Raw genomic sequence first — 22,109 nt, 5'->3', positions numbered from 1 at the left:
TTAAGGAGTACTTATGAGCGTCAATGCAAAACGCCGGCTGGACTACCAGCCGCCGCTTTTTACCATTTCACGGGTAATCATGGATGTAAAACTGCATCCTGTCGCCACACGTATTACAACGAAATCCACAGTAGAAAGAGCAGGGAATCACAATGAACCTCTGTTCCTTGATGGCGAAAAACTCACTTTACATTCTGTAAGCGTTAACGGGCAGCCTTATACTGCCTATGATTTACAGGATGCCGGATTACTACTGAAAGATGTACCTGACAGTTTTGAACTGGTCATCGAGACAGAAACAGACCCGCAAAACAATCAGGCACTGGATGGCCTGTATCTTTCTGATGGCGTATTTTGTACACAGTGCGAGGCAGAAGGCTTCCGCCGCATTACTTATTTCACTGACCGCCCCGATGTACTGGCGAAATATACCGTCACTGTCAGCGGCGATAAAAAGCAATATCCCACGTTACTGGCAAATGGTAATCCTGTGGATTCAGGGGAAGAAGCCGACGGGACTCACTGGGTTACCTGGGAAGATCCTCATCCTAAACCCAGCTATCTGTTTGCGTTAGTGGCCGGTGATTTTGATTTACTTGAAGACACTTACCGGACCACCAGCGGCCGCGACGTTAAGCTTGAGCTGTATGTGGATAAAGGTAAGCGTGAACGGGGTCATTTTGCTCTGGAATCTCTGAAACGGGCGATGAAGTGGGACGAAGACACTTTTGGTCTGGAATACGATCTCGATATCTACATGATTGTCGCCGTGGATTTCTTCAATATGGGCGCCATGGAAAACAAAGGCCTGAATATCTTCAACAGCAAATTTGTACTGGCGGATCAGGACAGTGCCACTGACGACGACTTTTTCAACGTAGAATCTGTCATCGCCCACGAATATTTCCACAACTGGACCGGCAACCGCGTCACCTGCCGTGACTGGTTCCAGCTGAGCCTGAAAGAAGGTCTCACTGTTTTCCGTGATCAGCAATTCAGCGCCGACATGACTTCAGCGCTAAGCAACCGGATAAAGCATGTACGTGTGATGCGGGAACATCAGTTTGCTGAAGATGCCAGTGCGATGAGCCATCCTATCCGTCCTGATGAAGTGATTGAAATGAATAACTTCTACACAGTGACGGTATACGATAAAGGCGCTGAAGTGATCCGCATGTTCCATACGCTTCTCGGCCCTGAGGGCTTCCGAAAGGGCATGGATGAGTATTTCCGGCGTCACGATGGTCAGGCAGTTACCTGCGACGATTTTGTTGCAGCTATGCAGACTGCAACAGAAAAAGATCTCAGTCATTTCGCACGCTGGTACAGTCAGTCCGGTACACCGGTCCTGGCCGTTGAACGGGTTTATGACAAACAGAAGCGTACTTTGCACATTACGCTGTCACAGCACACACCGCCGACGGCAGATCAGGCAGAAAAACAGCCCCTGTATATTCCTGTGGCGTTTGAATGTATTGACGACAATGGTCATCAGTACAGCGATGATGAAAGCCTGGTACAGAATGGACTGGTGATCGTGGACAAGCCATCAGTGTCTCTGACTTTTTCGGATGTTCCTGAGTCCTGTTTACCCGTTGTGCTGGGGAATTTCTCTGCGCCAGTGCGGGTAGATAACCCTTTATCTGCCAGAGAATTACTGCAGATTTTCCGTTTTGCTGATGATCCGTTTAATCGCTGGGATGCCATGCAGTCGCTTTACGACTGGTGTATCGGTGAAATAGAGCAGGGCGCAGCCATCCCCGATACGGTTTGGGATTATCTGCGTGAAGTGTTACATGATGAAAAGGCTAATCATGAGCTGCTTGGCGAGTGTTTATCGGTGCCCAGTTTTGAAACCTTGTGTCAGAGCCGCAGCCAGATAAACGTTAAGGCACTGTGTGCAGCCAGAGAAGCATTCTGCCAGCAGTTTGCTGACGCGTTACATGACGGACTGATTGCTGTGTGGCAGGCTATCGAAACCACGGACTACGTCTACGATCAGCGTAATGTGAATGCCCGCCGTTGCAAGAATGTGGTACTCGGCCATCTTGCCCGAACATCTCATGGCGCATCGCTGATACGGGCACAATACGACAGTGCCGACAATATGACTGATGCTCTGGCATCGTTAAAGGCTGCGCAAATCTGTGACGGGGAACTCTTCAGTGACTTAATGACCCGGTTCGGTCAGCGCTGGGAGAAAGAACCTCTGGTGCTGGACAAATGGTTCGCTTTGCACGCTACCACTGAGCGGGAAGATATTCTGGCACACATCACCATGCTTAAGTCGCACCCTCAGTTCAGTATCGGTAATCCGAACCGGGTCCGCTCACTTATCGGTAGTTTTGCTTTTTACAATTCCACCGGTTTTCACTCTGAAGACGGCAGCGGTTATGAATACGTAACCAATTATCTGATTGAACTTGATAAACAGAACCCTCAGGTGGCTTCACGCATCGTTACACCACTTACACAGTGGCAAAATTATGCGCCGGTGCACCAGCAACTCATGAAAGCCCAGTTGCAACGGTTGCTGAACCATGAAGGTTTAAGTAAAGACGTGTTTGAAAAAGTCAGTAAGAGTCTGGCCTACGAAAAACGTGACTGATACTACCTATTTTTTTACTCTCTCCTTATCCTACAGCCGGTGTCAGGCGTTTTATGAAAGCGCCGGCGCCTCTGCTGTACTCACTTCAGAATCCGGCAAAAGGGTACAAATACCTGTAAGCCGGCTTCGTCCCTTCGTCGACAGCCGCGGTCTTACCGGCCGGTTCCGGCTCCTCGTCAGCCCCGAAAATAAAATAAAATCCTTCGAGCGATTAAGATAATTTCAGCTAAAAACTGGCGATTTTGCCACTTTTGTTCAATAACTAGTTGAAAGGAAAAATGTTATTACTAGTGTTAACTGGTACGATTAGTTCTTGCGAAACAGGGAAAATGATGTAATCATTTTGTTAACTACCTTGGTTGGTCACACGTCTGCGCGTCGCTACCTGTTATCGTATGCGCTGGATCAGGAGAATAAAAACTATGACAATTAGGCATAGCACATTTAAAAAGACACCAGTTGCCGCTGGTATCATTGCCTTACTTGGTGCCGCCTCTCCGGCTTTAGCCGCAAACTGGCAATTTGGAGATGTTTCAGTATCACTGGATTCCACGTTTACGCTGGCGACCAGTATCCGTGCTGAAGACAGAGACTATAAATTAATCGGTAACAGCAACCATCCCCAGTTTGACTGGTCCGGTTATAACGCTGCAACGAATGTGATTTATCAGCCTGCTGATGTCTGGGCGCAGGCGAACGGTGATTATTCATCAAATAATGACCAGGGAGATTTGTCCTGGGATCCGGGTAAAGCCTTTTCTACCCAGATTTCCGGTAACCACGATTTAGACATTAACATGGGTGACTGGGGTTTCTTTACCCGCGCCTTCTGGTTCTATGATTTTGTTCAGAACGATAACGACAACGTCGCCGCGAACCCCATCACCGGCAGAACACCCGATTTATGTGCAGCCCCGGAAGCTGATGATTTACTCTGTAAAGATTTCCGTATCCTGGATGCGTATTTCTACGGTGATTTCTGGATTGATGATAAACCATTCTCTATCCGTGTAGGTGATCAGGTGATCAGCTGGGGTGAGAGTACGTTTATCCAGCACGGTATCAATACCACTAACCCCGTGGATGTGAACCGCGCCCGTGCTCCGGGTGCTGAATTAAAAGAAGTGTTTATTCCTGTGGGTATGGTGTATGCGTCTCTGGGTCTGACTGACACGGTCAGTTTGTCGGCCTATTACCAGTATCGCTGGGAGCGCAGCTGGTTACCGGTTGCCGGCAGCTATTTCGCGACAAACGATTTTGCCGGTGAGGGTGGTCAGGCAAACAATATTCAGCTCGGCTTTACCGGTAACCCGGATATAGACCTGGATTTCCTGTTAAGCTCATTAAATGGGCTGGGTTCTGCTTTGCGTGCAGGTGCTGATGCATCCACAATCGGGCAGGCATATCTGGCTTATCCCACAAAAGTGGCGGTTCGCGGTTATTCAGACGCTGCTCATGAAGATGCAGATGATCAGGGCCAATACGGTATTCGTCTGACCTGGTTCTCAGAACTGCTGAACGACAGTGAACTCAGTTTCTACCACATTAATTATCACAGTCAGCGTCCGCTGATTTCCGGTATTACGTCTGATTTCTCGCAGGAAGGTATTGCGTCAGATCTGGCTATGCTGGCGACCACAGAAATCACTAAAGATAACATTACTCAGCTGGAAGCGTTCACTGAAGCGAAGTTCTATTATCCCGAAGACATTCAACTGTACGGTTTCAGCTTCAACACCAACATTGAGAGCTGGGCTCTGGCCGGTGAATTTGCTTACCGTGTTGATGAACCGTTACAAATCGACGATGTAGAATTGCTCTACATGGGTATGCCGGAACAGCTTGCTAACACAGGCTACCGTCCTGACTTATCCGGTATTTCTCAGTTAAACAACATCGGCCGGGCAGTGGGACCGGGTGAAACAGCTGAAGGTTTTGTATTTTCAGATACCTGGCAGGCTCAGTTTACCTTGTCTCAGGTATTTGGTCCGGCACTGGGTACAGATAACCTGATTGTTCTGGGTGAAGTTGGCTATGTAAATATCGTCGATTTTCCGGACCCTTCAGTATTGCGTCTGAACGCACCCGGTACAGGCAGAACGCCGTCACTTGAACCTACAGCAGACGGCAATCCACGTGTTGGTTTACACACAGGTTTATCAAACGGACCTGAAACAAACCCGTTTGCTACAGATGATGCCTGGGGCTACCGTTTACTGGCCGTTGCTGATTTCAACAACGTGTTCTCAGGCGTAAATATGCAAACCCGTGCAACGTTCTCACATGATGTGAAAGGGACAACACCCGATCCGTTGTATGTTTTCCTCGAAGATTCAAAATCAGCCAGTCTGGCATTTACCTTTAATTATCTGAGCAGCTGGTCAGCCACTGCATCTTACAGTGCATTCTGGGGTGGTGTGGGTACAACAAACCAGCTGTCAGATCGTGATTTTGTATCTTTCAACATCAAGTATTCGATTTAAGGGGTATCGTATGTTAAGAAAAGCAGGTCTTATTGCTGCTGCGTTATCGGTAGCGCTGTCATCTACAGCCATGGCGGCAGTGTCTCAGGCAGAAGCCGATAAATTGGGTAACAGCCTGACACCACTGGGTGGTGAGGCTGCTGCCAATGCTGATGGCAGCATTCCGGCTTATACCGGCGGGATAACAGCCGCACCGGCCGGTTACTCTGCAGGTGACCATCATCCGGACCCTTATCCGGGTGATCAGGTATTGTTTGAGATCACAGGTCAAAATTATAAAGAGTATGCGGATTTTCTGTCTGACGGTCAGAAAAAGCTGTTCGAAACCTATCCGGATACATACCGTATGCCGGTTTATGAAAGCCGCCGCTCAGCGTCTAACCCTCAGTTTGTTTATGATGCGACCAAAGCAAACGCAACCCGTGCATCACTGATTGAATCCGGAAACGGTATCAAAGGTGCGGCAACGGGCATTCCGTTCCCTGTACCGCAAAATGGTCTGGAAGCAATCTGGAATCACATTCTGCGTTATCGCGGTCAGGCTGTTCAGCGTTTTGGCGGTCAGGCTGCTGTAACATCATCCGGTGATTACAATCTCATTGGTTTTGACGAGAAACTGCTGATCAAATATTCCAATGAAAATGCGAAGCCGGAAGAACTTGAAGAAGATAATATTCTGTTCTTCTTCAAACAGAAAATCACTGAGCCAGCCCGCCTTGCCGGCGATATTCTTCTGGTTAAGGAAACCGTAGACCAGGTGAAAGAGCCCCGTGAAGCGTGGAAGTATAATACGGGTCGTAAACGTCTGAACCGTGTTCCGCAAATTGCTTATGACACACCCGGAACCGAGGCCGATGGTCTGCGTACTACAGACGACTTCGATATGTACAATGGTTCTCCTGACCGTTACAACTGGGAGCTGAAGGGCAAGAAAGAAATGTACGTTGCCTACAACAACTACAAGTTGCACAGCGATCAGGTGAAGTATGAAGACATTCTGCAACCTAACCACATCAATCCGGATCTGACCCGCTGGGAAAAGCACCGTGTATGGGTGGTTGAGGCAACCTTAAAAGAGGGCTTGCGTCACATTTACCAGAAACGTGTTTTCTTCCTTGATGAAGACAGCTGGCAGATTCAGGAAGCAGACATGTACGACAAGAATGGTGAGTTGTACCGCGTCGCGATGACGTACGGTGTGAACTACTATGATGTGCCGACCCAATGGTCTACACTGGATGTGTATCATGATTTGAATTCCCGTCGTTACCTGGCAATTGGTCTGGATAACGAAGAAAAAATGTATGATTTCACTATCCAGCCACGTGAAGCCGAATTCACATCTCAGGCTCTCAGACGGGAAGGCCGTTAATTCTACAGAATCAAACGGTTGGCAGTGCCAACCGTTTTTGTATTGTTCTGCGCTATTAGGATAATAAGACTTATGAAAAGCACTCTGGCGGCGATTATCGCGTTGTCGGCACTGTTTTCTGTCCAGGCTCAGGAAGCTTATCAGGCTCCGCTGGTAACGAAATCAGTACTGCTCGATATCGATACCGCAGACTACGTTGTTGTGGCCGGGGAAAGAGGCCATATTCTGACGTCATCAGACGGCGAAAACTTCGTTCAGCAGGCTGTACCTGTCACTGCTACCCTGACAGCGGTGGATATTGTTGGCGACGATGTATGGGTGGCCGGGCATGATGCAACCATATTGCATTCATCCGACCGTGGCACTACGTGGACAGTGCAAATGTCTGCCCCTGAGCTGGAAAAGCCCTTTCTCGATATACTTTTTTTTGATCATCAGCATGGTGTCGCTGCGGGGGCTTACGGTTTATTCTTCCGCACCCGTGATGGCGGTAAAACCTGGAACAGGGAGCTGCACGCTACGTTACTCAATCCCTACGATCAGGAATATCTTGATGAAGTAAAGCGGGATACACCGGAATACTACGAAGAGGAACTCCGCGCTATTTTGCCTCACCTGAATAAACTGGAGCAGGTCGGAGAAACCCTTTACCTTGTCGGTGAAGCAGGCCTGGTCGCCATGAGTGACAATATGGGAGAAACATGGACCCGTATGGATACCACCTATGAAGGGTCTTTTCTGGACGTTGCTGAGACAGCAGATGACACAATCGTCATCGCCGGCCTGCGGGGACACACCTTTGTCCGTCGCGGGGCAGGTGAGTGGGAAAACGTACCGACCTGCCTGGCAGGTTCGCTGAATAAGATTTTACCGGCCGGTGAGCGTGTACGCCTGTTCGGCAATAACGGGATAATGATTTCAGTACCGGCATCGCTGGAAACAAGAGAGTTCGATCCCTGGGGGCCAGCAGACAGTTGTGAGCCGGTTGACGGTCTCAGCCGCGAACAACTTAAGGACAAAGCCAGCATCGTCAGCGTTGCACGATTTAACGGTCATCTTATCGCTGTCACGGCGAATGGTATCAAACAACTGGATATGGATTAAAACACTGACATGGCAAGTTTTACCTCGCTTTTAGAAAGACTAATTTTCGGATACCGGAAAGTTGTAGTCGGGCTCTTTCTGCTGGCCACAGTGTATCTTGGCTATCAGGCGTCGATGATGCATCTGGACGCCGGTTTCGAAAAAAATGTGCCGCTTAATCATGAATACATGAAAACCTACATGGCTCACCGCAGTGATTTCGGTGGTGCTAACAGCGTACTGGTTTCTGTGTGTGATACCAGCGGGAATATTTATAACCAGCACTTTATGGACACATTGCAACAAGTCCATGATGCGTTGTTTTTTATCAACGGTGTGGACCGTTCGCTGGTTGTCAGCCTGTTTGCCCCGTCTACCCGTTTTACTGAAATTGTGGAAGGGGGTTTTTCCGGCGGGCCGGTTATCCCTGCGGATTTCGATTCATCACGGCCGGCAGCACTGGAGCAGGTCGCTACCAATGTGGAAAAGGCTAAAATTGTTGGCCGCCAGGTATCCAACGATTACAGTTGTGCCATGGTGACTGCGCAGTTACTTGATTTGGACCCGAAAACCGGCGCTCCGCTGGATATGCTCAAAGTCGCAGATGACCTGGAACAACAGGTCAGAGGCCAGTTTGAATCGGATAAGGTCAGCATCCATATCATCGGCTTTTCCAAAATGATTGGTGATGTGGCAAATGGCGCAAAAGACGTGGTGCTTTTCTTCGCCATAGCCCTTGCTATCACTGCTGTAATGGTTTACTTCTTCTCCCGCAGTATCATGATGACGCTGTTGCCCTTAGTTTGCTCTGTGGTAGCTGTTGTCTGGCAGTTGGGCTTACTGACTGTGCTGGGATTCGGTCTTGATCCTATGTCAATACTGGTGCCTTTCCTGGTATTTGCCATTGGTGTGAGTCACGGCGTGCAGATGATTAACGCTGTGGAGAAAAAGGTGGTTGCAGGCATGGGCGCGCAACATGCAGCCATGAGTGCATTCCGCGCTTTACTTGTACCCGGCGGTATTGCTCTGCTTTCCGATACAGTAGGTTTCATGACTTTACTGGTTATTGATATCGGCATTATCCGGGAACTGGCCATTACTGCCAGCATGGGGGTCGCCGTCATTATTCTGACCAACCTTATTTTGCTGCCGGTACTGATGAGCTTCCTGAATCTGGATGACAAATATGTTCAGCAGTTCAATAAAAAGGAACAACGGAACACTGCTTTCTGGAATGCGATTGCAGCCTGCACCCGTAGAAAACCGGCCATTATCATCATGGCTGTGACGACTGCCTTATTCATTTTCGGCTTGATACAATCTCAGCAAATGAAGATAGGTGACTTACATGCCGGTGCGCCGTCTTTACAGGAGAGTTCCCGCTATAACCAGGATACTTTCCTGATCACCGACAAATACTCGGTGACCGTTGATTATCTGTCGGTGGTAGTAGAAACCACGCCGGAAGCCTGCACATCGTACGGTGTTATGCGTGCAATGGACGACTTTCAGTGGAAGATGACTAACGTTAAAGGTGTGCAATCGGCTGTCTCGCTGGCGTCAGTGGCAAAAGGCGTCAATGCCGGTTACAACGAAGGCAATATCAAATGGCAGGTATTGCCCCGGAATCAGCAGACTCTGGCGCAGGATATTTCGCTGGTACCTACTTCGTCCGGTTTATTAAACGGAGACTGTTCGGTAATGCCGGTCATTTTGTTTATGGAAGATCACAAAGCTGAAACTATTTCTCACGTGGTTGATGCTGTGAAAGCATTCCGTAAAGAATATGAAACCGACGACATGAAGTTCAAACTGGCCTCCGGACCTGTAGGCGTAATGGCGGCGACTAATGAAGCCGTGGAAGCGGCTCAGGGCCCGATGATGGTATACGTGTTTGGTGCGGTTATTGTACTTTGCCTGATAAGCTTCCGTTCTGTCAGAGCGACTTTGTCTGTCGTACTGCCACTTTATGTGGTGTCGGTGCTGGCACAGGCACTGATGACTTTCCTGCAAATCGGGCTGACCGTGTCTACACTACCAGTAATCGCACTGGGTGTTGGCATTGGTGTGGATTATGGTATCTACATACTTTCTACCATGAGTCATAAACTCAAATCCGGTGAGACAGTGCAACAGGCTTACCTGGATGCACTGAAAGAGCGGGGAAGTGCAGTACTCTTCACGGGGATCACACTGGCAGTTGGTGTGAGCACCTGGGTGTTTTCCTCACTGAAATTCCAGATGGATATGGGTATTTTGCTGACATTTATGTTCCTTGTGAACATGCTGGGCGCGATTATTGTGCTGCCGGCACTGTCCAGATTCCTCTGGTTAAGTAAAAACGCCCCTGATGCATAAAATATTTTTGCATAAGTAACTACAAAAAAGGGCCGTTTGGCCCTTTTTTTTATGCGTTTTCTGCATAGTTATCTATGCTGTTAATAAAGCGTTAAAACTCCTCTTTCAATAAGGACGGAGATTAGCGAAAATAGGTAAGGATTCTGTGCACTTACGACTAATAAAGGTTAAACCATGACAGTCACCTCACAGCGGCAGTCGGTGCTGCTTGATAATGTTTTCTCACTCATCGAAAAGAAAGTCGATGCGCAGCAAAATGCGCTGGTTAAACAATTCGGCCAACATCTTTTCCAGACAATTTCTAATGATGACCTGGAAGATCGCAACGACAGCGACCTCTACGGGGCTACATTAAGTTTGTGGAACGAGTTTTCCTCGTTCGATCCGTCGTCACCGTATATCCGGGTTTTCAATCCTGAAATCGCCAAACATGGATGGCATTCAAGCCATACTATCGTTGAAATTATCGTGCGGGACATGCCGTTTCTGGTTGATTCCGTGCGCATGTCGCTGAACCGCCTGAATATTACTTCTCATCTCATGTTGCACAGCCCCATCTGGCTGAAACGTGGCGATAAAGGGCAGGTGGAAGCTTTTTACGAAAGTGGCAAGAAAACCAAAGCGGCAGTTAAAGAAACCGTGCTGCTGATTGAAATCGACAGACAGACCGCGAAAAAAGACATTGATAAACTTACCAAAGAACTTCGTTCAGTGGTTGATGAAGTCTCCCTTGCGGTTGAAGACTGGCAGTCAATGTCGGGCAAGCTGGCAACCGTTATTAAAGATGCTGACAAACACAACTGGCCGGTAGATGCCGATAAGAAAGCCCAGACTCTGCAGTTTTTAAGCTGGCTGGCTGATCATAATTTCACCATGATGGGCTACCGTTATTATGACGCCCGTGCCATTGAAGGTGATTACCGCTGGATCCCTGATAATGACAGCAGCCTGGGGCTGATGAAAAAGTCTGTCAGCGATCGTGAGCGTCTGATTTCTAATTTACCGTCGTCTGCGCGGGCTGAAGCCTTGAGTCAGAATCCGCTGATGCTGACTAAAACCAATTCACGCTCACGGGTACATCGTCCTGCCTATATGGATTATGTGGGTGTGAAGGTTTTTAACAGCGAAGGTGCTGTTGTCGGTGAACACCGTTTCCTCGGTCTGTTCAGTGCTTCTTTCTATAACTCAAGTGCCACTGAAGTGCCGGTGCTGGCGTCAAAAATTAAAGAAATCTGTACGTTATCCGGCTATGAGCCGGGTACCCACGCATACAAAGCGTTCGTGAACATTATTGAAACTTATCCACGGGATGAGTTGTTGCAAACACCTGCTGCGGAAATGGCCCAAATCATTATGGGTATCTTCCAGATGCAGGAGCGGGGCATTACCCGGTTGTTCGTTCGCAAGGATGTATTTGGCCGCTTTATTTCCTGTATGGTGTTTGTGCCCAGAGAGCGCTACAACACCCAGTTGCGTAAAGATACCCAGAACTTGCTGCAGCGCTCATTTGGCACTGACGAAGAAATCGAATTTACGACGTTCTTCTCTGAATCTGTGTACGCCAGAACGCACTATATCGCCCGCGTCAAAAACAACAATGTGGAATACGATGTGAAGGAAATCGAGCAAAACATCATTGAGCTCACCAAAACCTGGAATGACCGTCTGGCATCTGCCATAAGGGCAGCCCATGGTGAAGCATCAGGTAAAGCACTGGAACGCAAGTATACCAATGCTTTTTCCCGCAGTTATATGGAACAGAACCTGCCCAGCGCTGCCCTGATTGATATGGAAAAACTCGAATTACTGAGTGATGACCATACACTGGATATGTTGTTTTACCGTCCGCAGGAAGAAAGTGCTGACAGTCAGGTTGTGAAACTGAAACTGTTCCACCGAGCAGAGCCTATTCACCTGTCTGACGTGTTACCTATGCTGGAAAATTTCGGCTTGCGCGTTATCGATGAAAGTCCGTACAAAGTCAATTGCGCCGATTCGTCGCTGAACTGGGTAATGGACTTCACCATGCTTCATAAGTCCGGTAAAGACCTGGACATGGAGCAGGCGCAGGCGTTGTTTCAGGATGCGTTTGCCAAGGTGTGGGCAAACACACTGGAAGATGATGCCTTTAACCGCCTGATCCTGGGTGCCGGCATGACCGGTCGTAAAGTGACCATTCTCCGTGCCTACGCAAAATATATGCGTCAGACAGGCAGCTCTTTCAGCCGCGATTACATTGCCAATACGCTGTCTGCCTATCCTGACATTGCTAAGAAACTGGTGGAGTTTTTTGACATACGTTTCGACCCGTTTAAAAAGCGCAGTAAGAAAAAAGAAGAAGCGCTGCTTGATTCAATCAAAGTAGCGCTGGATAACGTCAGCAACCTGGACGACGACCGGATCATCCGTCGTTATCTGGATATGATGCTGGCGACACTCCGCACTAACTTCTACCAGAGCGACGATGCCGGCAACGAAAAGCCGTATGTATCGTTCAAGCTGATGCCGGAAATGATTCCGGAAATGCCGCTGCCACTGCCTAAATTTGAAATCTTTGTGTACAGTCCCCGTGTGGAAGGTGTGCATTTACGGGGCGGCAAAGTGGCGCGGGGTGGTCTGCGTTGGTCTGACCGTCAGGAAGATTTCCGTACTGAGATCCTTGGTTTGGTGAAGGCCCAGCAAGTTAAAAATACCGTTATTGTGCCTGTGGGCGCAAAAGGTGGTTTTGTCTGCAAAAAACTGCCAACAACAGGCGGAAGAGCGGCATTCCAGGCAGAAGGTCAGGCGTGCTACCGTACTTTTATCCGCAGCCTGCTGGACATCACAGATAACATTGTAAACGGCGAAGTTGTGCCACCAAAAGATGTGGTACGCCTCGACGAAGACGACCCGTATCTGGTTGTTGCCGCTGATAAAGGCACGGCCACGTTCTCAGATATCGCAAACGGCATTTCTGAAGAATATAACTTCTGGCTGGGTGACGCTTTTGCTTCCGGCGGCAGTGTGGGCTACGACCATAAGAAAATGGGGATTACGGCCCGTGGTGCATGGGAATCGGTTAAACGCCATTTCCGTGAAGTGGGTATCGATTGTCAGACGACAGATTTTACTGCGGTGGGTGTAGGTGACATGGCCGGTGATGTATTCGGTAACGGTATGTTGCTGTCAAAACACACCCGGTTAATTGCTGCGTTTAACCACCTGCACATTTTCTTCGATCCTGATCCGGATGCAGCTTCCACCTGGGAAGAGCGTAAGCGCCTGTTTGAAAACCCGGGATTAAGCTGGGAAGACTATGACAGTAAGCTGATTTCGAAAGGCGGTGGTATCTTCAGCCGTGCGAGTAAGTCCATAAAGCTTACACCGGAAATGAAAAAATGGCTGGGCACCCGTCAGGTGACGATGACGCCGAACGAGCTTATTCATAATATCCTCAAAATGCCCGTCGATTTGATCTGGAACGGTGGTATCGGTACTTATATTAAGAGTACTAAAGAGTCTCATGCTGAAGTGGGCGACCGTGCCAATGATGATTTACGTGTTAACGGTAAAGACGTTAAGGCGAAAATTGTAGGCGAGGGCGGTAACCTGGGTTTGACGCAGCTTGGCCGTGTGGAATATGCCGCAAACGGCGGCCGCGTGAATACCGACTTTATTGATAACGTTGGCGGTGTGGACTGCTCAGACAATGAAGTTAACATTAAAATTTTGCTTAACAGTCTGGTGAGTAATGGTGATTTAACCGTTAAACAGCGAAACAAACTGCTTTACGACATGACCGATGATGTGGCCAAAATCGTGCTGGAAGATTGCTATCGTCAGACCCAGTCGATTTCCATTACAGAACGGGCAGGCGTGTCGCAACTTAAAGAGCAGCTGCGGTTCATCCATGGTCTGGAGCGTGAAGGACGTCTTAACCGCGAACTGGAATTTATTCCTACCGATGATGAAATTTCAGACCGCGTGGCGAAAGACCGGGGACTTACCCGTCCGGAACTGAGTGTGCTGATTGCTTACGGCAAAATGGTACTCAAAGACGCGTTTAATATTCCGGAGATCACGGAGAATCCGTATCATGGTAAACTGCTGGTCAATGCTTTCCCGCCGGTACTGCGTGACAAGTATCCTGAGCAGATGGAGCAGCATCCGCTACGTGGCGAAATTATCGCGACTAAGTTGACCAATAACATTGTCAACGATATGGGCCTGAATTTCGTGTTCCGTATGCAGGAAGAGACCGGTGCAACGGTGGATGAAATTGCTGATGCTTACGCGGTGGTGAAAGGTATTTTCAATATCGATCCGCTCTGGCGCAAAGTTGAAGCGCTGGACAATGTCATCGACGCTGATCTGCAACTGAGAATTCTGGAGAGTGCCCGTCGTATTATGCGCCGCACTGCGCGCTGGTATATCCGTCACGGCAATAAATCTCTGGGTATTCATTCTGCGATTGAAGCTTACCGCGGTACCTTTGATAACCTTGCCAGTAACATGCAAAATTATCTGGTCGCTGATGAATATGCTTCCTTGCAGAAAGAGGCGGCGAAACTGGTTGATAAAGGTGTACCGGAAGATATTGCCACACAAGTGTCCAGTTTCTCGAATCTGTTCTCCAGTCTCGACCTGGCGCAAATTGATGAAACAGACAGCCATGATACGTCTGTCATTGCCAAGCTGTACTTCCAGTTGGGCGCGAAACTTGAACTGCACTGGTTCCTGGCGCAAATTACCAACCAGAACGTCAGTAACCACTGGCAGGCCCTGGCAAGAGCATCCTACCGTGAAGAGCTTGACTGGCAACAGCGCTCCATTACGCTGAACTTGTTACAGTCGCGTCCTGACAGCAAAGATGCCGACGAAATTCTGCAAAGCTGGATGGACAATAATCAGGCTCTGCTGAAACGCTGGTATCACATGATGTCAGAGTTCAAAACCAGCTCTACACATGAATTTGCGAAATTTTCTGTGGCTTTACGTGAATTGATGCTTTTAAGCGCCAAGTCTAGCCATTAGAATACGCCTATTCAGAAACGACGAAGCCCTGTTTTGACAGGGCTTTTTCTTAGAGAAAGACCATGCAATCCATCGCCCAGAAAATTTTGCTCCAGTGCGAGCCCGAAAAAAGCCACGATTTTGCCATCAAGTGGCTGCACAGAACCCAGCATACGCCGCTGAAATTACTGTACAGTAATGAAACTATCAGTAAGCCGGTAAAAGTTGCCGGGATCACATTTCCAAATGCGGTAGGTCTGGCTGCCGGTCTGGATAAAAACGGCGAATGTATTGATGCCTTTGGCAGCATGGGCTTCGGATTCGTAGAAGTCGGTACAGTAACCCCCCGTCCCCAACCGGGTAACCCCAAGCCCCGTATTTTCCGTCTGCCTGAAAAGCACGCTATCATTAACCGCATGGGTTTTAATAACCACGGTGTGGATCATCTGGTCAGTCAGGTAAAAGCGTCCCGTTTCGAAGGGCCGGTGGGAATTAACATCGGTAAAAACAAAGATACCGAAGAAGCTAATGCCATTGATGATTACCTCATTTGTCTGAACAAAGTGTATCCTTACGCCAGCTACGTGACAGTGAATATTTCATCTCCCAATACGCCTGGACTGCGTAATCTTCAGTATGGCGAAGCACTGGATAAACTGCTTAACGGTCTGAAGGATGCACAGGAAAAGCTTTGTCAGTCACATGGTAAATATGTGCCCCTGTTCATCAAAATCGCGCCGGATCTGGCGGATAATGAAATTGAAAGCATCGCCCGTTCACTGATCAACAGTAAAATGGACGGAGTGATTGCTACAAATACCACGCTAAGCCGTGACAGTGTTCAGGGACTGAAACACGCTGATGAAGCTGGCGGTTTAAGTGGTGATGTTCTGACGGAAATGAGTCTGGATGTGACACGCAAATTGTCTGCTGCACTGGACCGCGCAATTCCTATCATCGGCGTGGGCGGTATTCATGACGCGCAGACTGCAAAAGACCGGCTCGCCGCCGGCGCTTCGCTGGTACAGGTTTATTCGGCGTTTATCTATCAGGGGCCGTCACTAGTGAAAAACATCGTAAAGGCGCTGTAAAAGCCCTTTTACTTCGATTATTTTTAATCACTGCGCGGGTGCAGAACGTGTGCAGTTTCTATGAGTGTTATGAATCAAATTATTGTTACAACCAGCCGTGGTCTGGATGAGCTGTTAAAAGCTGAAATTGAAGCGCTTTGTCCTGATACTGCTTGTCGCTTATCGCCCGGCACAGTAACGTTTACCGGCACCCTTGAACAGGCCTATACCGTTTGTTTATGGTCCAGGCTGGCGAACCGTGTTATCTGGGTGCTGGCCGAAGGAAAGTGTGACTCAGCAGAATCTTTATACGATACCGCTTCATCCGTTGACTGGCAGCAACACCTGCGGGCCAGTGACACGCTGAGTGTACAGTTCAACGGCACCAACCATGCCATTAAAAATTCTCAGTTCGGTGCTGTGCGAATAAAAGACGCCATTGTTGATCAGTTTATGGAAGAGTTAGATCAACGGCCGTCTGTAGAAAAGAAATTTTCAGATTTTCCTATCTGGGCCCGCGTACACCGGGACAATGTGGTCATCGGCCTGGATATGTCCGGAAACAGTCTTCACCAGAGAGCTTACCGTTCGAAAACCGGTGAGGCACCGTTAAAAGAACACGTGGCATGCGCCATGCTGATCCGCTCAGGCTGGACAGCAAACACAGATAAACCGCTCACGGATCTGTTCTGTGGTTCGGGCACCATCGCTATTGAAGCAGCTTACATTGTCAGAAATATTGCTCCCGGCATCAAACGCAGTTACTGGGGCTTCAGTCGCTGGTTGCAACATAACCAGCCTCTGTGGGACAAGATTAACGATGATGCTCTGGCAGCACAAAAGCCCTGTGATATTCGTATTACTGCTACAGATATTGACCGTAAACTCATCAATATTGCCCGCACGAATGCCGATCAGGCCGGTGTATTTAAAGACATTCATTTTGATAGCTGCGATGCACTGAAAGCTGAACCTCGGGTTAAAGAAGCCGGTTATCTGGTGAGTAACCCGCCTTATGGCGAACGGCTCGGCGAACTCACAGACCTTATCCCGACCTTTTCAGAACTGGGTAAGCAGTTGAAAGCGGCCTGGTCAGGCTGGCATGTGTCCCTGCTCAGCAGCAACCGCGATTTATTGCGAATGATGAAACTGCGCTCGTCAAAAGACTACGGCATGAATAACGGTAAGCTGGAATGCCGGCTGGTTAATTATGTCATGGATGAAGACAACTGCCGGCAATTTGGGTCAGACGGGGTGAATCACGAATTCGCTAACCGGCTGAAAAAGAATCTTAAAAAGCTGAAAAGTTGGGTAAAGCAACAGGACACCAACTGTTACCGTATTTATGACGCCGATTTGCCTGATTACAATGTGGCTATTGATGTGTATGGTGACTGGCTTGTTGTGCAGGAATATGCGCCACCGAAAACAATTTCTGAAGACAAAGCACGTCGCCGCTTACAGGAAGTGCTGTTGCATTTGCCGGCAGTAACTGGCACAAACCCGAAGCAAATTGCGTTAAAAGTGCGCAGTCAGCAGAAGGGTAAAAACCAGTACGAAAAAATGGATCAGAAAGGTGATCGGCTGACTGTTTATGAAAACGGTGCGAAACTGCTGGTTAACCTGACAGATTATCTTGATACAGGATTATTTCTGGATCACCGTGACACCCGTAAACTGGTGTCACAACGGGTGAAAAATAAAGATGTTCTGAACCTGTTTTCATATACTGGCAGTGTCTCTGTGCATGCTGCATTGGGTGGTGCCCGTTCTGTGACTACTGTCGATATGTCGAAAACCTATCTGGACTGGGCGAAAGACAATATGACACTGAATAAAGTGAAAGGCGCCAATGCCTTTATTCAGGCAGATTGTACGACGTGGCTCAAAACACACCCCGGCAAATACGATTTTATTTTTATCGATCCGCCTTCGTTTTCAAATTCAAAACGTATGCAGGATACCTTTGATGTTCAGCGCGACCACGTTGCTTTGCTGAAAGATGCGTTCCGTTGTTTGAATGATGGCGGTGAAGTGATGTTTTCGAATAACCGCCGGGGCTTCAAACTTGATACTGATGCGTTAGCCGGAGCCGGATATAAAGACATTGAAGATATTACCGCAAAGACTATTCCGGAAGATTTCGCCCGTCATGCAAATATTCACCAATGCTGGACGTTGAAGAAGTGAAATTAGCGTTTTATACAGGACCGGGTTGTCATTTATGTGATCTTGCCAGTGATGTGCTGGCACAAACTCACCAGGCGCCTTTGCTGGACATTACAAAATGTAACATCCGCGACGACGCAAACCTGTATCATCTGTATGCAGTCCGTATTCCTGTGATCAAACGCATGGATACCGGTGCCGAACTTGGCTGGCCTTTTGACGTAGAACAGGCAGAATCCTTTTTATCATGAGTGTAATTCAGTTAAAAAACATCACCGTTATCTACGGTAATCCGCCATTACTGGATGGCGTTGAATTAGTGGTTCAACCCGGAGAACGGGTGTGCCTGGTCGGACGAAATGGCAGTGGAAAATCCACGCTTATGAAAGTTCTGGCCGGAGACATTATCGCTGACGACGGGCAGCGTATTATCGACAGTAAAACCATTGTTGCGAGACTCGAACAGGATCCTCCGCAAACTGTTGATATCTCACTGTTTGACTATGTGGCCGAAGGGCTTGCCGATGTGGGCGATATTCTTAAGCAGTATTTTCATCAGACCCGTAAGGTGTCGGATGATCCTTCCGAAGCTAACTTGAATAAACTGCAACACCTGCAGGAAGCGCTCGAAAGCCGTGATGCCTGGCAATTCGAGCAGCAAATAGAACAAACCCTTACCATGCTGAAACTGGATGCGGACATGTCTTTGTCCACGCTGTCCGGTGGCTGGAGAAGAAAAGCGGCACTGGCCAGAGCGCTGGTGCGTCAGCCCGACTTATTACTTCTTGATGAGCCGACTAATCACCTTGATATTGAAATGATTCGCTGGCTGGAACAAAGCTTAACGGCGTTCCGCGGTGCAATCGTTTTTATCAGTCACGATCGTGCATTCATTCGCAACATGGCAACCCGTATTGTGGATCTCGACCGCGGTTCGCTGACCAGTTACCCCGGTAACTATGCCACCTACCTGGAAAAGAAACAGCAGGATCTGGATATCGAGGCTGCTCAGAATGCAGAGTTTGATAAGAAACTCGCTCAGGAAGAAGTGTGGATCCGTCAGGGCATTAAAGCCCGCAGGACCCGTAATGAGGGCAGAGTAAGGGCACTTAAAAAGCTTCGTGAAACCCGTAAAGCCCGTCGCGAGACCCAGGGCAATGCCGTTGTAGCACAACATGCCGGTTCCCGCTCAGGTAAAATGGTGTTCGAGGTAACTGACGCCAGTTACAGCTACGGCGAGAAAGCCATTGTTAAAAACCTTACCCTAAACCTGTTAAGGGGTGATAAATTAGCGCTCATCGGCCCGAACGGTAGTGGCAAATCTACTCTTATCAAGTTGTTGCTGGGTGAACTGGCTCCGCAATCCGGAAACGTCCGCCAGGGCGTTAATCTGGAAGTCGCGTATTTTGATCAGCATCGCCACGGCCTGGAACTTGAGAAGTCAGTCATTGACGCTGTCGGTGACGGAAAGCGTGATTTGATGGTAAATGGCCACCCCAGACATGTGATCAGTTATCTGCAGGACTATTTATTTACCCCGGAGCGGGTGAATGCCCCGGTAAAATCTCTGTCAGGTGGTGAGAAAAACCGTCTGATGCTGGCAAAGCTGATGCTGAAACCCAGTAACTTACTGGTGCTCGACGAACCGACCAACGACCTGGACGTTGAGACGCTGGAAATGCTGGAAACCCTGCTGAATGAATATGAAGGCACGGTATTACTTGTCAGCCACGACCGTGAGTTTGTGGATAACGTCGCTAACAGTTGCCTGGTGTTTGAAGGCGAAGGTGAGCTCAAAGAATTTATCGGCGGCTTCACAGATGTGGAGAGCTGGTATAAGCAAAATGCAGCACAGAAAACTGCAGAGGCAAAGGTAAAAGATGAAACTAAACCGGTTTCTGACAGTCCTAAGCCAAAGTCTTCAGTACGCAAGACGAAAAAGTTATCATATAAAGATCAACGTGAACTGGATTCTCTGCCTGCAGAGATAGAAACGCTGGAAACCGCGTTAGCAGAATTACAGGAACAAGTGAATGATCCTGAGTTTTTTAAACAAACTGCCGACAGCACAGCCGCAACTCTGGCCACGTTATCAGAAACAGAAGAAACCCTATCCCGGAAATATGCGCGCTGGGATGAACTGGAAAGCATGCTGGAAGACACTCAGCAGTAATTAGGATTATAAATGAAATTAACACAGCTTGCCGCTGCCATGGCAATGACCACTGCGTCAGCTTCTGCCCTGGCCGCCACCTATACAGTCACACCTGTACCAGTCAGGGATATCAGTATTAACAATTTTGCCCAGTCTATCGACGAGTCCGGCTTCACGGTGACGATGACATCAGCAGAATTTAATCCACCCATCGACCTCGATTTTCTGGAAGAATCCGGATTTATCGACAACAATGCATCGACTTTCGAAAGTGAAGACGACGTCAGACAGGGCATTTTCTCAGATGTGGATTACACCACGATTGTTACCGGTTTACTGTCTCACAGCACGACTGCCCGGAATGCTTTTGTTTACCAGCACCTGACGCCTTACCGCTCGTATATCACAGATACGACAGATGCCGATCTCATCCCCGGTCTGGATGCGTGGTCGGAACTGTTTGATGATTACGCCCATGCGGTTACAACCTATGCACGTGACAGTCTGAACGGTGATTATGTTACCGGCTCAACTGAAGGCCCGTATTACGAGCTGGATTATGAAGATGAAGACGGCAACGATACCACTTATGTACTTAACGACATCAAGTCTACGGCCTTTGTCAGTGTAAACGGTGAAACCAAACTGCTGGCTTCTGAAGATGATACGTTAAACGGCCTCAGTCAGGCGTTTGCCATTAACAACAATCTTCAGGTTGTGGGCAACAGCATGGTTGACCACATTGAAGGCATTGATGACGCCATTGAAGCCTGTGAAGAAGAAGAAACCCGTGGTGACATTCCTGTGGAATATTGCTACCGCAGTATCCGTGTAGACGCATCTTCAGATACATCTACCTACGGCTTCCGTTTACCGGCCGTGGGCGACCGTTCAACGCCGGGTGTGCACATCCGTGCCACTGTCTGGCAGTTAGATGCTAACGGCAACACGATTACTACAGATACGTATCCGCTTGTGTTTGAACCTGATGCCGATGATGAGTCTGCATACTGGTCGCTGGCGCAGGATATTAATGATCAGGGTATCGCTGTAGGTGCGTCATCTCTTGACGAAATTGCTTACATCCGCCGTCCTTCAGGTTATAGCTATGAGCGCCTGAATGTTGCAGTGAGTTATGCAGAAGGCGAAACAACCGAAATGTTACCCCGTGACGAAAATATCATGTCTGAAGCAGTTGCCATTAACAATGACAACTGGGTAACAGGTTACGTACTACGTGCCCCTAATGATACTGCCCGTAACCGTGTGTTCGTCTACAACCTGGACACAGGTGAAGCTCTTTATCCGGAAGGCTTCTTTACCAATGCCGGCGCAGAAGGTAAAGGCATCAACAATAACAACATTGTGGTTGGCTCGTCAGAATACGACTCCACTGTTGATACAAACCGTGAAACCCACGGCTTCATGTACGACATTGAAGCGAAAGAAATGACGGATCTGAACGATCTGTTACCTTGTGACAGTGTATACACCATTGTCGACGCCATTGGTATCAATGACAGCAATGAGATTATTGCAAATGCCCGCTACCGTACCGGTGAACGTTATGTAACGGGTGTGGAAGTGATTGACGATGAAGGCGAAACGCCCATCGACGATACCATTATTGCAGTGAAACTCACGCCGCTGGAAAACGGTGAAGTAGAGACCTGTGACATTCCTGAAGATGAAATTGACGATGTGGCTTACGAGCGTAAAGGTGCGGCAATTTCTCCATGGTGGCTGTTATTAACAGGCGGCTTACTCGCGTTCAGACGACGTAAACAGTAATGTGAAATGAGCACTGTTTAGCCGCTGC

12 protein-coding genes are annotated in these 22,109 nt (G+C 48.5%); all 12 read left to right on the top strand.

The annotated features are described in order from the left end of the window. The first annotated feature begins 13 nt into the window (after positions 1 to 13). Positions 14 to 2,608 carry an aminopeptidase N gene (pepN, locus tag ACXAGR_RS17615; protein ID WP_474851580.1) on the top strand — a complete coding sequence of 865 codons (2,595 nt, stop codon included), beginning with the start codon at positions 14 to 16 and terminating at the stop codon, positions 2,606 to 2,608. Beyond that, positions 2,601 to 2,828 carry a DUF2835 family protein gene (locus ACXAGR_RS17610; protein WP_474844184.1) on the top strand — a complete coding sequence of 76 codons (228 nt, stop codon included), beginning with the start codon at positions 2,601 to 2,603 and terminating at the stop codon, positions 2,826 to 2,828. The genes pepN and ACXAGR_RS17610 overlap by 8 nt, the downstream gene beginning before the upstream one ends. 202 nt (positions 2,829 to 3,030) lie before the next feature. Beyond that, positions 3,031 to 5,091, top strand: a complete 2,061-nt coding sequence (locus ACXAGR_RS17605) for a DUF1302 domain-containing protein (protein ID WP_474844185.1) — start codon at positions 3,031 to 3,033, stop codon at positions 5,089 to 5,091. A gap of 10 nt (positions 5,092 to 5,101) precedes the next feature. Then, complete coding sequence (locus ACXAGR_RS17600) at positions 5,102 to 6,463, top strand: DUF1329 domain-containing protein (protein WP_474844186.1); 1,362 nt, start codon at positions 5,102 to 5,104, stop codon at positions 6,461 to 6,463. Between the two features lie 72 nt (positions 6,464 to 6,535). Further along, positions 6,536 to 7,567: a WD40/YVTN/BNR-like repeat-containing protein gene (locus ACXAGR_RS17595; protein ID WP_474851578.1), complete on the top strand. Its 1,032-nt coding sequence runs from the start codon at positions 6,536 to 6,538 to the stop codon at positions 7,565 to 7,567. A gap of 9 nt (positions 7,568 to 7,576) precedes the next feature. After that, positions 7,577 to 9,904 (top strand): efflux RND transporter permease subunit, encoded by a 2,328-nt coding sequence (locus tag ACXAGR_RS17590; protein WP_474844188.1) that lies wholly within the window; start codon positions 7,577 to 7,579, stop codon positions 9,902 to 9,904. Positions 9,905 to 10,078: 174 nt separating this feature from the next. After that, positions 10,079 to 14,917, top strand: a complete 4,839-nt coding sequence (locus ACXAGR_RS17585; protein ID WP_474851576.1) for an NAD-glutamate dehydrogenase — start codon at positions 10,079 to 10,081, stop codon at positions 14,915 to 14,917. 62 nt (positions 14,918 to 14,979) lie between these two features. After that, entirely contained in the window at positions 14,980 to 15,987 is a 1,008-nt protein-coding gene (gene pyrD / locus ACXAGR_RS17580) for a quinone-dependent dihydroorotate dehydrogenase (protein WP_119501362.1), read from the top strand. Positions 15,988 to 16,056: 69 nt separating this feature from the next. After that, positions 16,057 to 18,156, top strand: a complete 2,100-nt coding sequence (gene rlmKL / locus ACXAGR_RS17575) for a bifunctional 23S rRNA (guanine(2069)-N(7))-methyltransferase RlmK/23S rRNA (guanine(2445)-N(2))-methyltransferase RlmL (RefSeq protein WP_474851574.1) — start codon at positions 16,057 to 16,059, stop codon at positions 18,154 to 18,156. Continuing rightward, a complete protein-coding gene (locus ACXAGR_RS17570) occupies positions 18,153 to 18,386 on the top strand; it encodes a glutaredoxin family protein (RefSeq protein WP_119503391.1) in 234 nt (77 codons plus the stop codon). The genes rlmKL and ACXAGR_RS17570 overlap by 4 nt, the downstream gene beginning before the upstream one ends. Beyond that, positions 18,383 to 20,308: an ATP-binding cassette ATPase Uup gene (gene uup / locus ACXAGR_RS17565; RefSeq protein ID WP_474851572.1), complete on the top strand. Its 1,926-nt coding sequence runs from the start codon at positions 18,383 to 18,385 to the stop codon at positions 20,306 to 20,308. The genes ACXAGR_RS17570 and uup overlap by 4 nt, the downstream gene beginning before the upstream one ends. A gap of 12 nt (positions 20,309 to 20,320) precedes the next feature. Continuing rightward, positions 20,321 to 22,081, top strand: coding sequence for a DUF3466 family protein (locus ACXAGR_RS17560; protein ID WP_474844192.1), 1,761 nt, complete (start codon positions 20,321 to 20,323; stop codon positions 22,079 to 22,081). Positions 22,082 to 22,109 lie beyond the last annotated feature (28 nt).

It is taken from the genome of Alteromonas sp. ABH4_457 (assembly GCF_056160625.1).
The sequence above is the reverse complement of the archived record's forward strand: the minus strand, read 5'-3'. Positions and strand labels throughout refer to the sequence as shown.

Coding starts and splice junctions, on each gene's coding strand:
- pepN (WP_474851580.1), top strand. CDS start 14: ATGAGCGTCAATGCAAAACGCCGGCTGGACTACCAGCCGCCGCTTTTT.
- ACXAGR_RS17605 (WP_474844185.1), top strand. CDS start 3,031: ATGACAATTAGGCATAGCACATTTAAAAAGACACCAGTTGCCGCTGGT.
- ACXAGR_RS17600 (WP_474844186.1), top strand. CDS start 5,102: ATGTTAAGAAAAGCAGGTCTTATTGCTGCTGCGTTATCGGTAGCGCTG.
- ACXAGR_RS17595 (WP_474851578.1), top strand. CDS start 6,536: ATGAAAAGCACTCTGGCGGCGATTATCGCGTTGTCGGCACTGTTTTCT.
- ACXAGR_RS17590 (WP_474844188.1), top strand. CDS start 7,577: ATGGCAAGTTTTACCTCGCTTTTAGAAAGACTAATTTTCGGATACCGG.
- ACXAGR_RS17585 (WP_474851576.1), top strand. CDS start 10,079: ATGACAGTCACCTCACAGCGGCAGTCGGTGCTGCTTGATAATGTTTTC.
- pyrD (WP_119501362.1), top strand. CDS start 14,980: ATGCAATCCATCGCCCAGAAAATTTTGCTCCAGTGCGAGCCCGAAAAA.
- rlmKL (WP_474851574.1), top strand. CDS start 16,057: ATGAATCAAATTATTGTTACAACCAGCCGTGGTCTGGATGAGCTGTTA.
- uup (WP_474851572.1), top strand. CDS start 18,383: ATGAGTGTAATTCAGTTAAAAAACATCACCGTTATCTACGGTAATCCG.
- ACXAGR_RS17560 (WP_474844192.1), top strand. CDS start 20,321: ATGAAATTAACACAGCTTGCCGCTGCCATGGCAATGACCACTGCGTCA.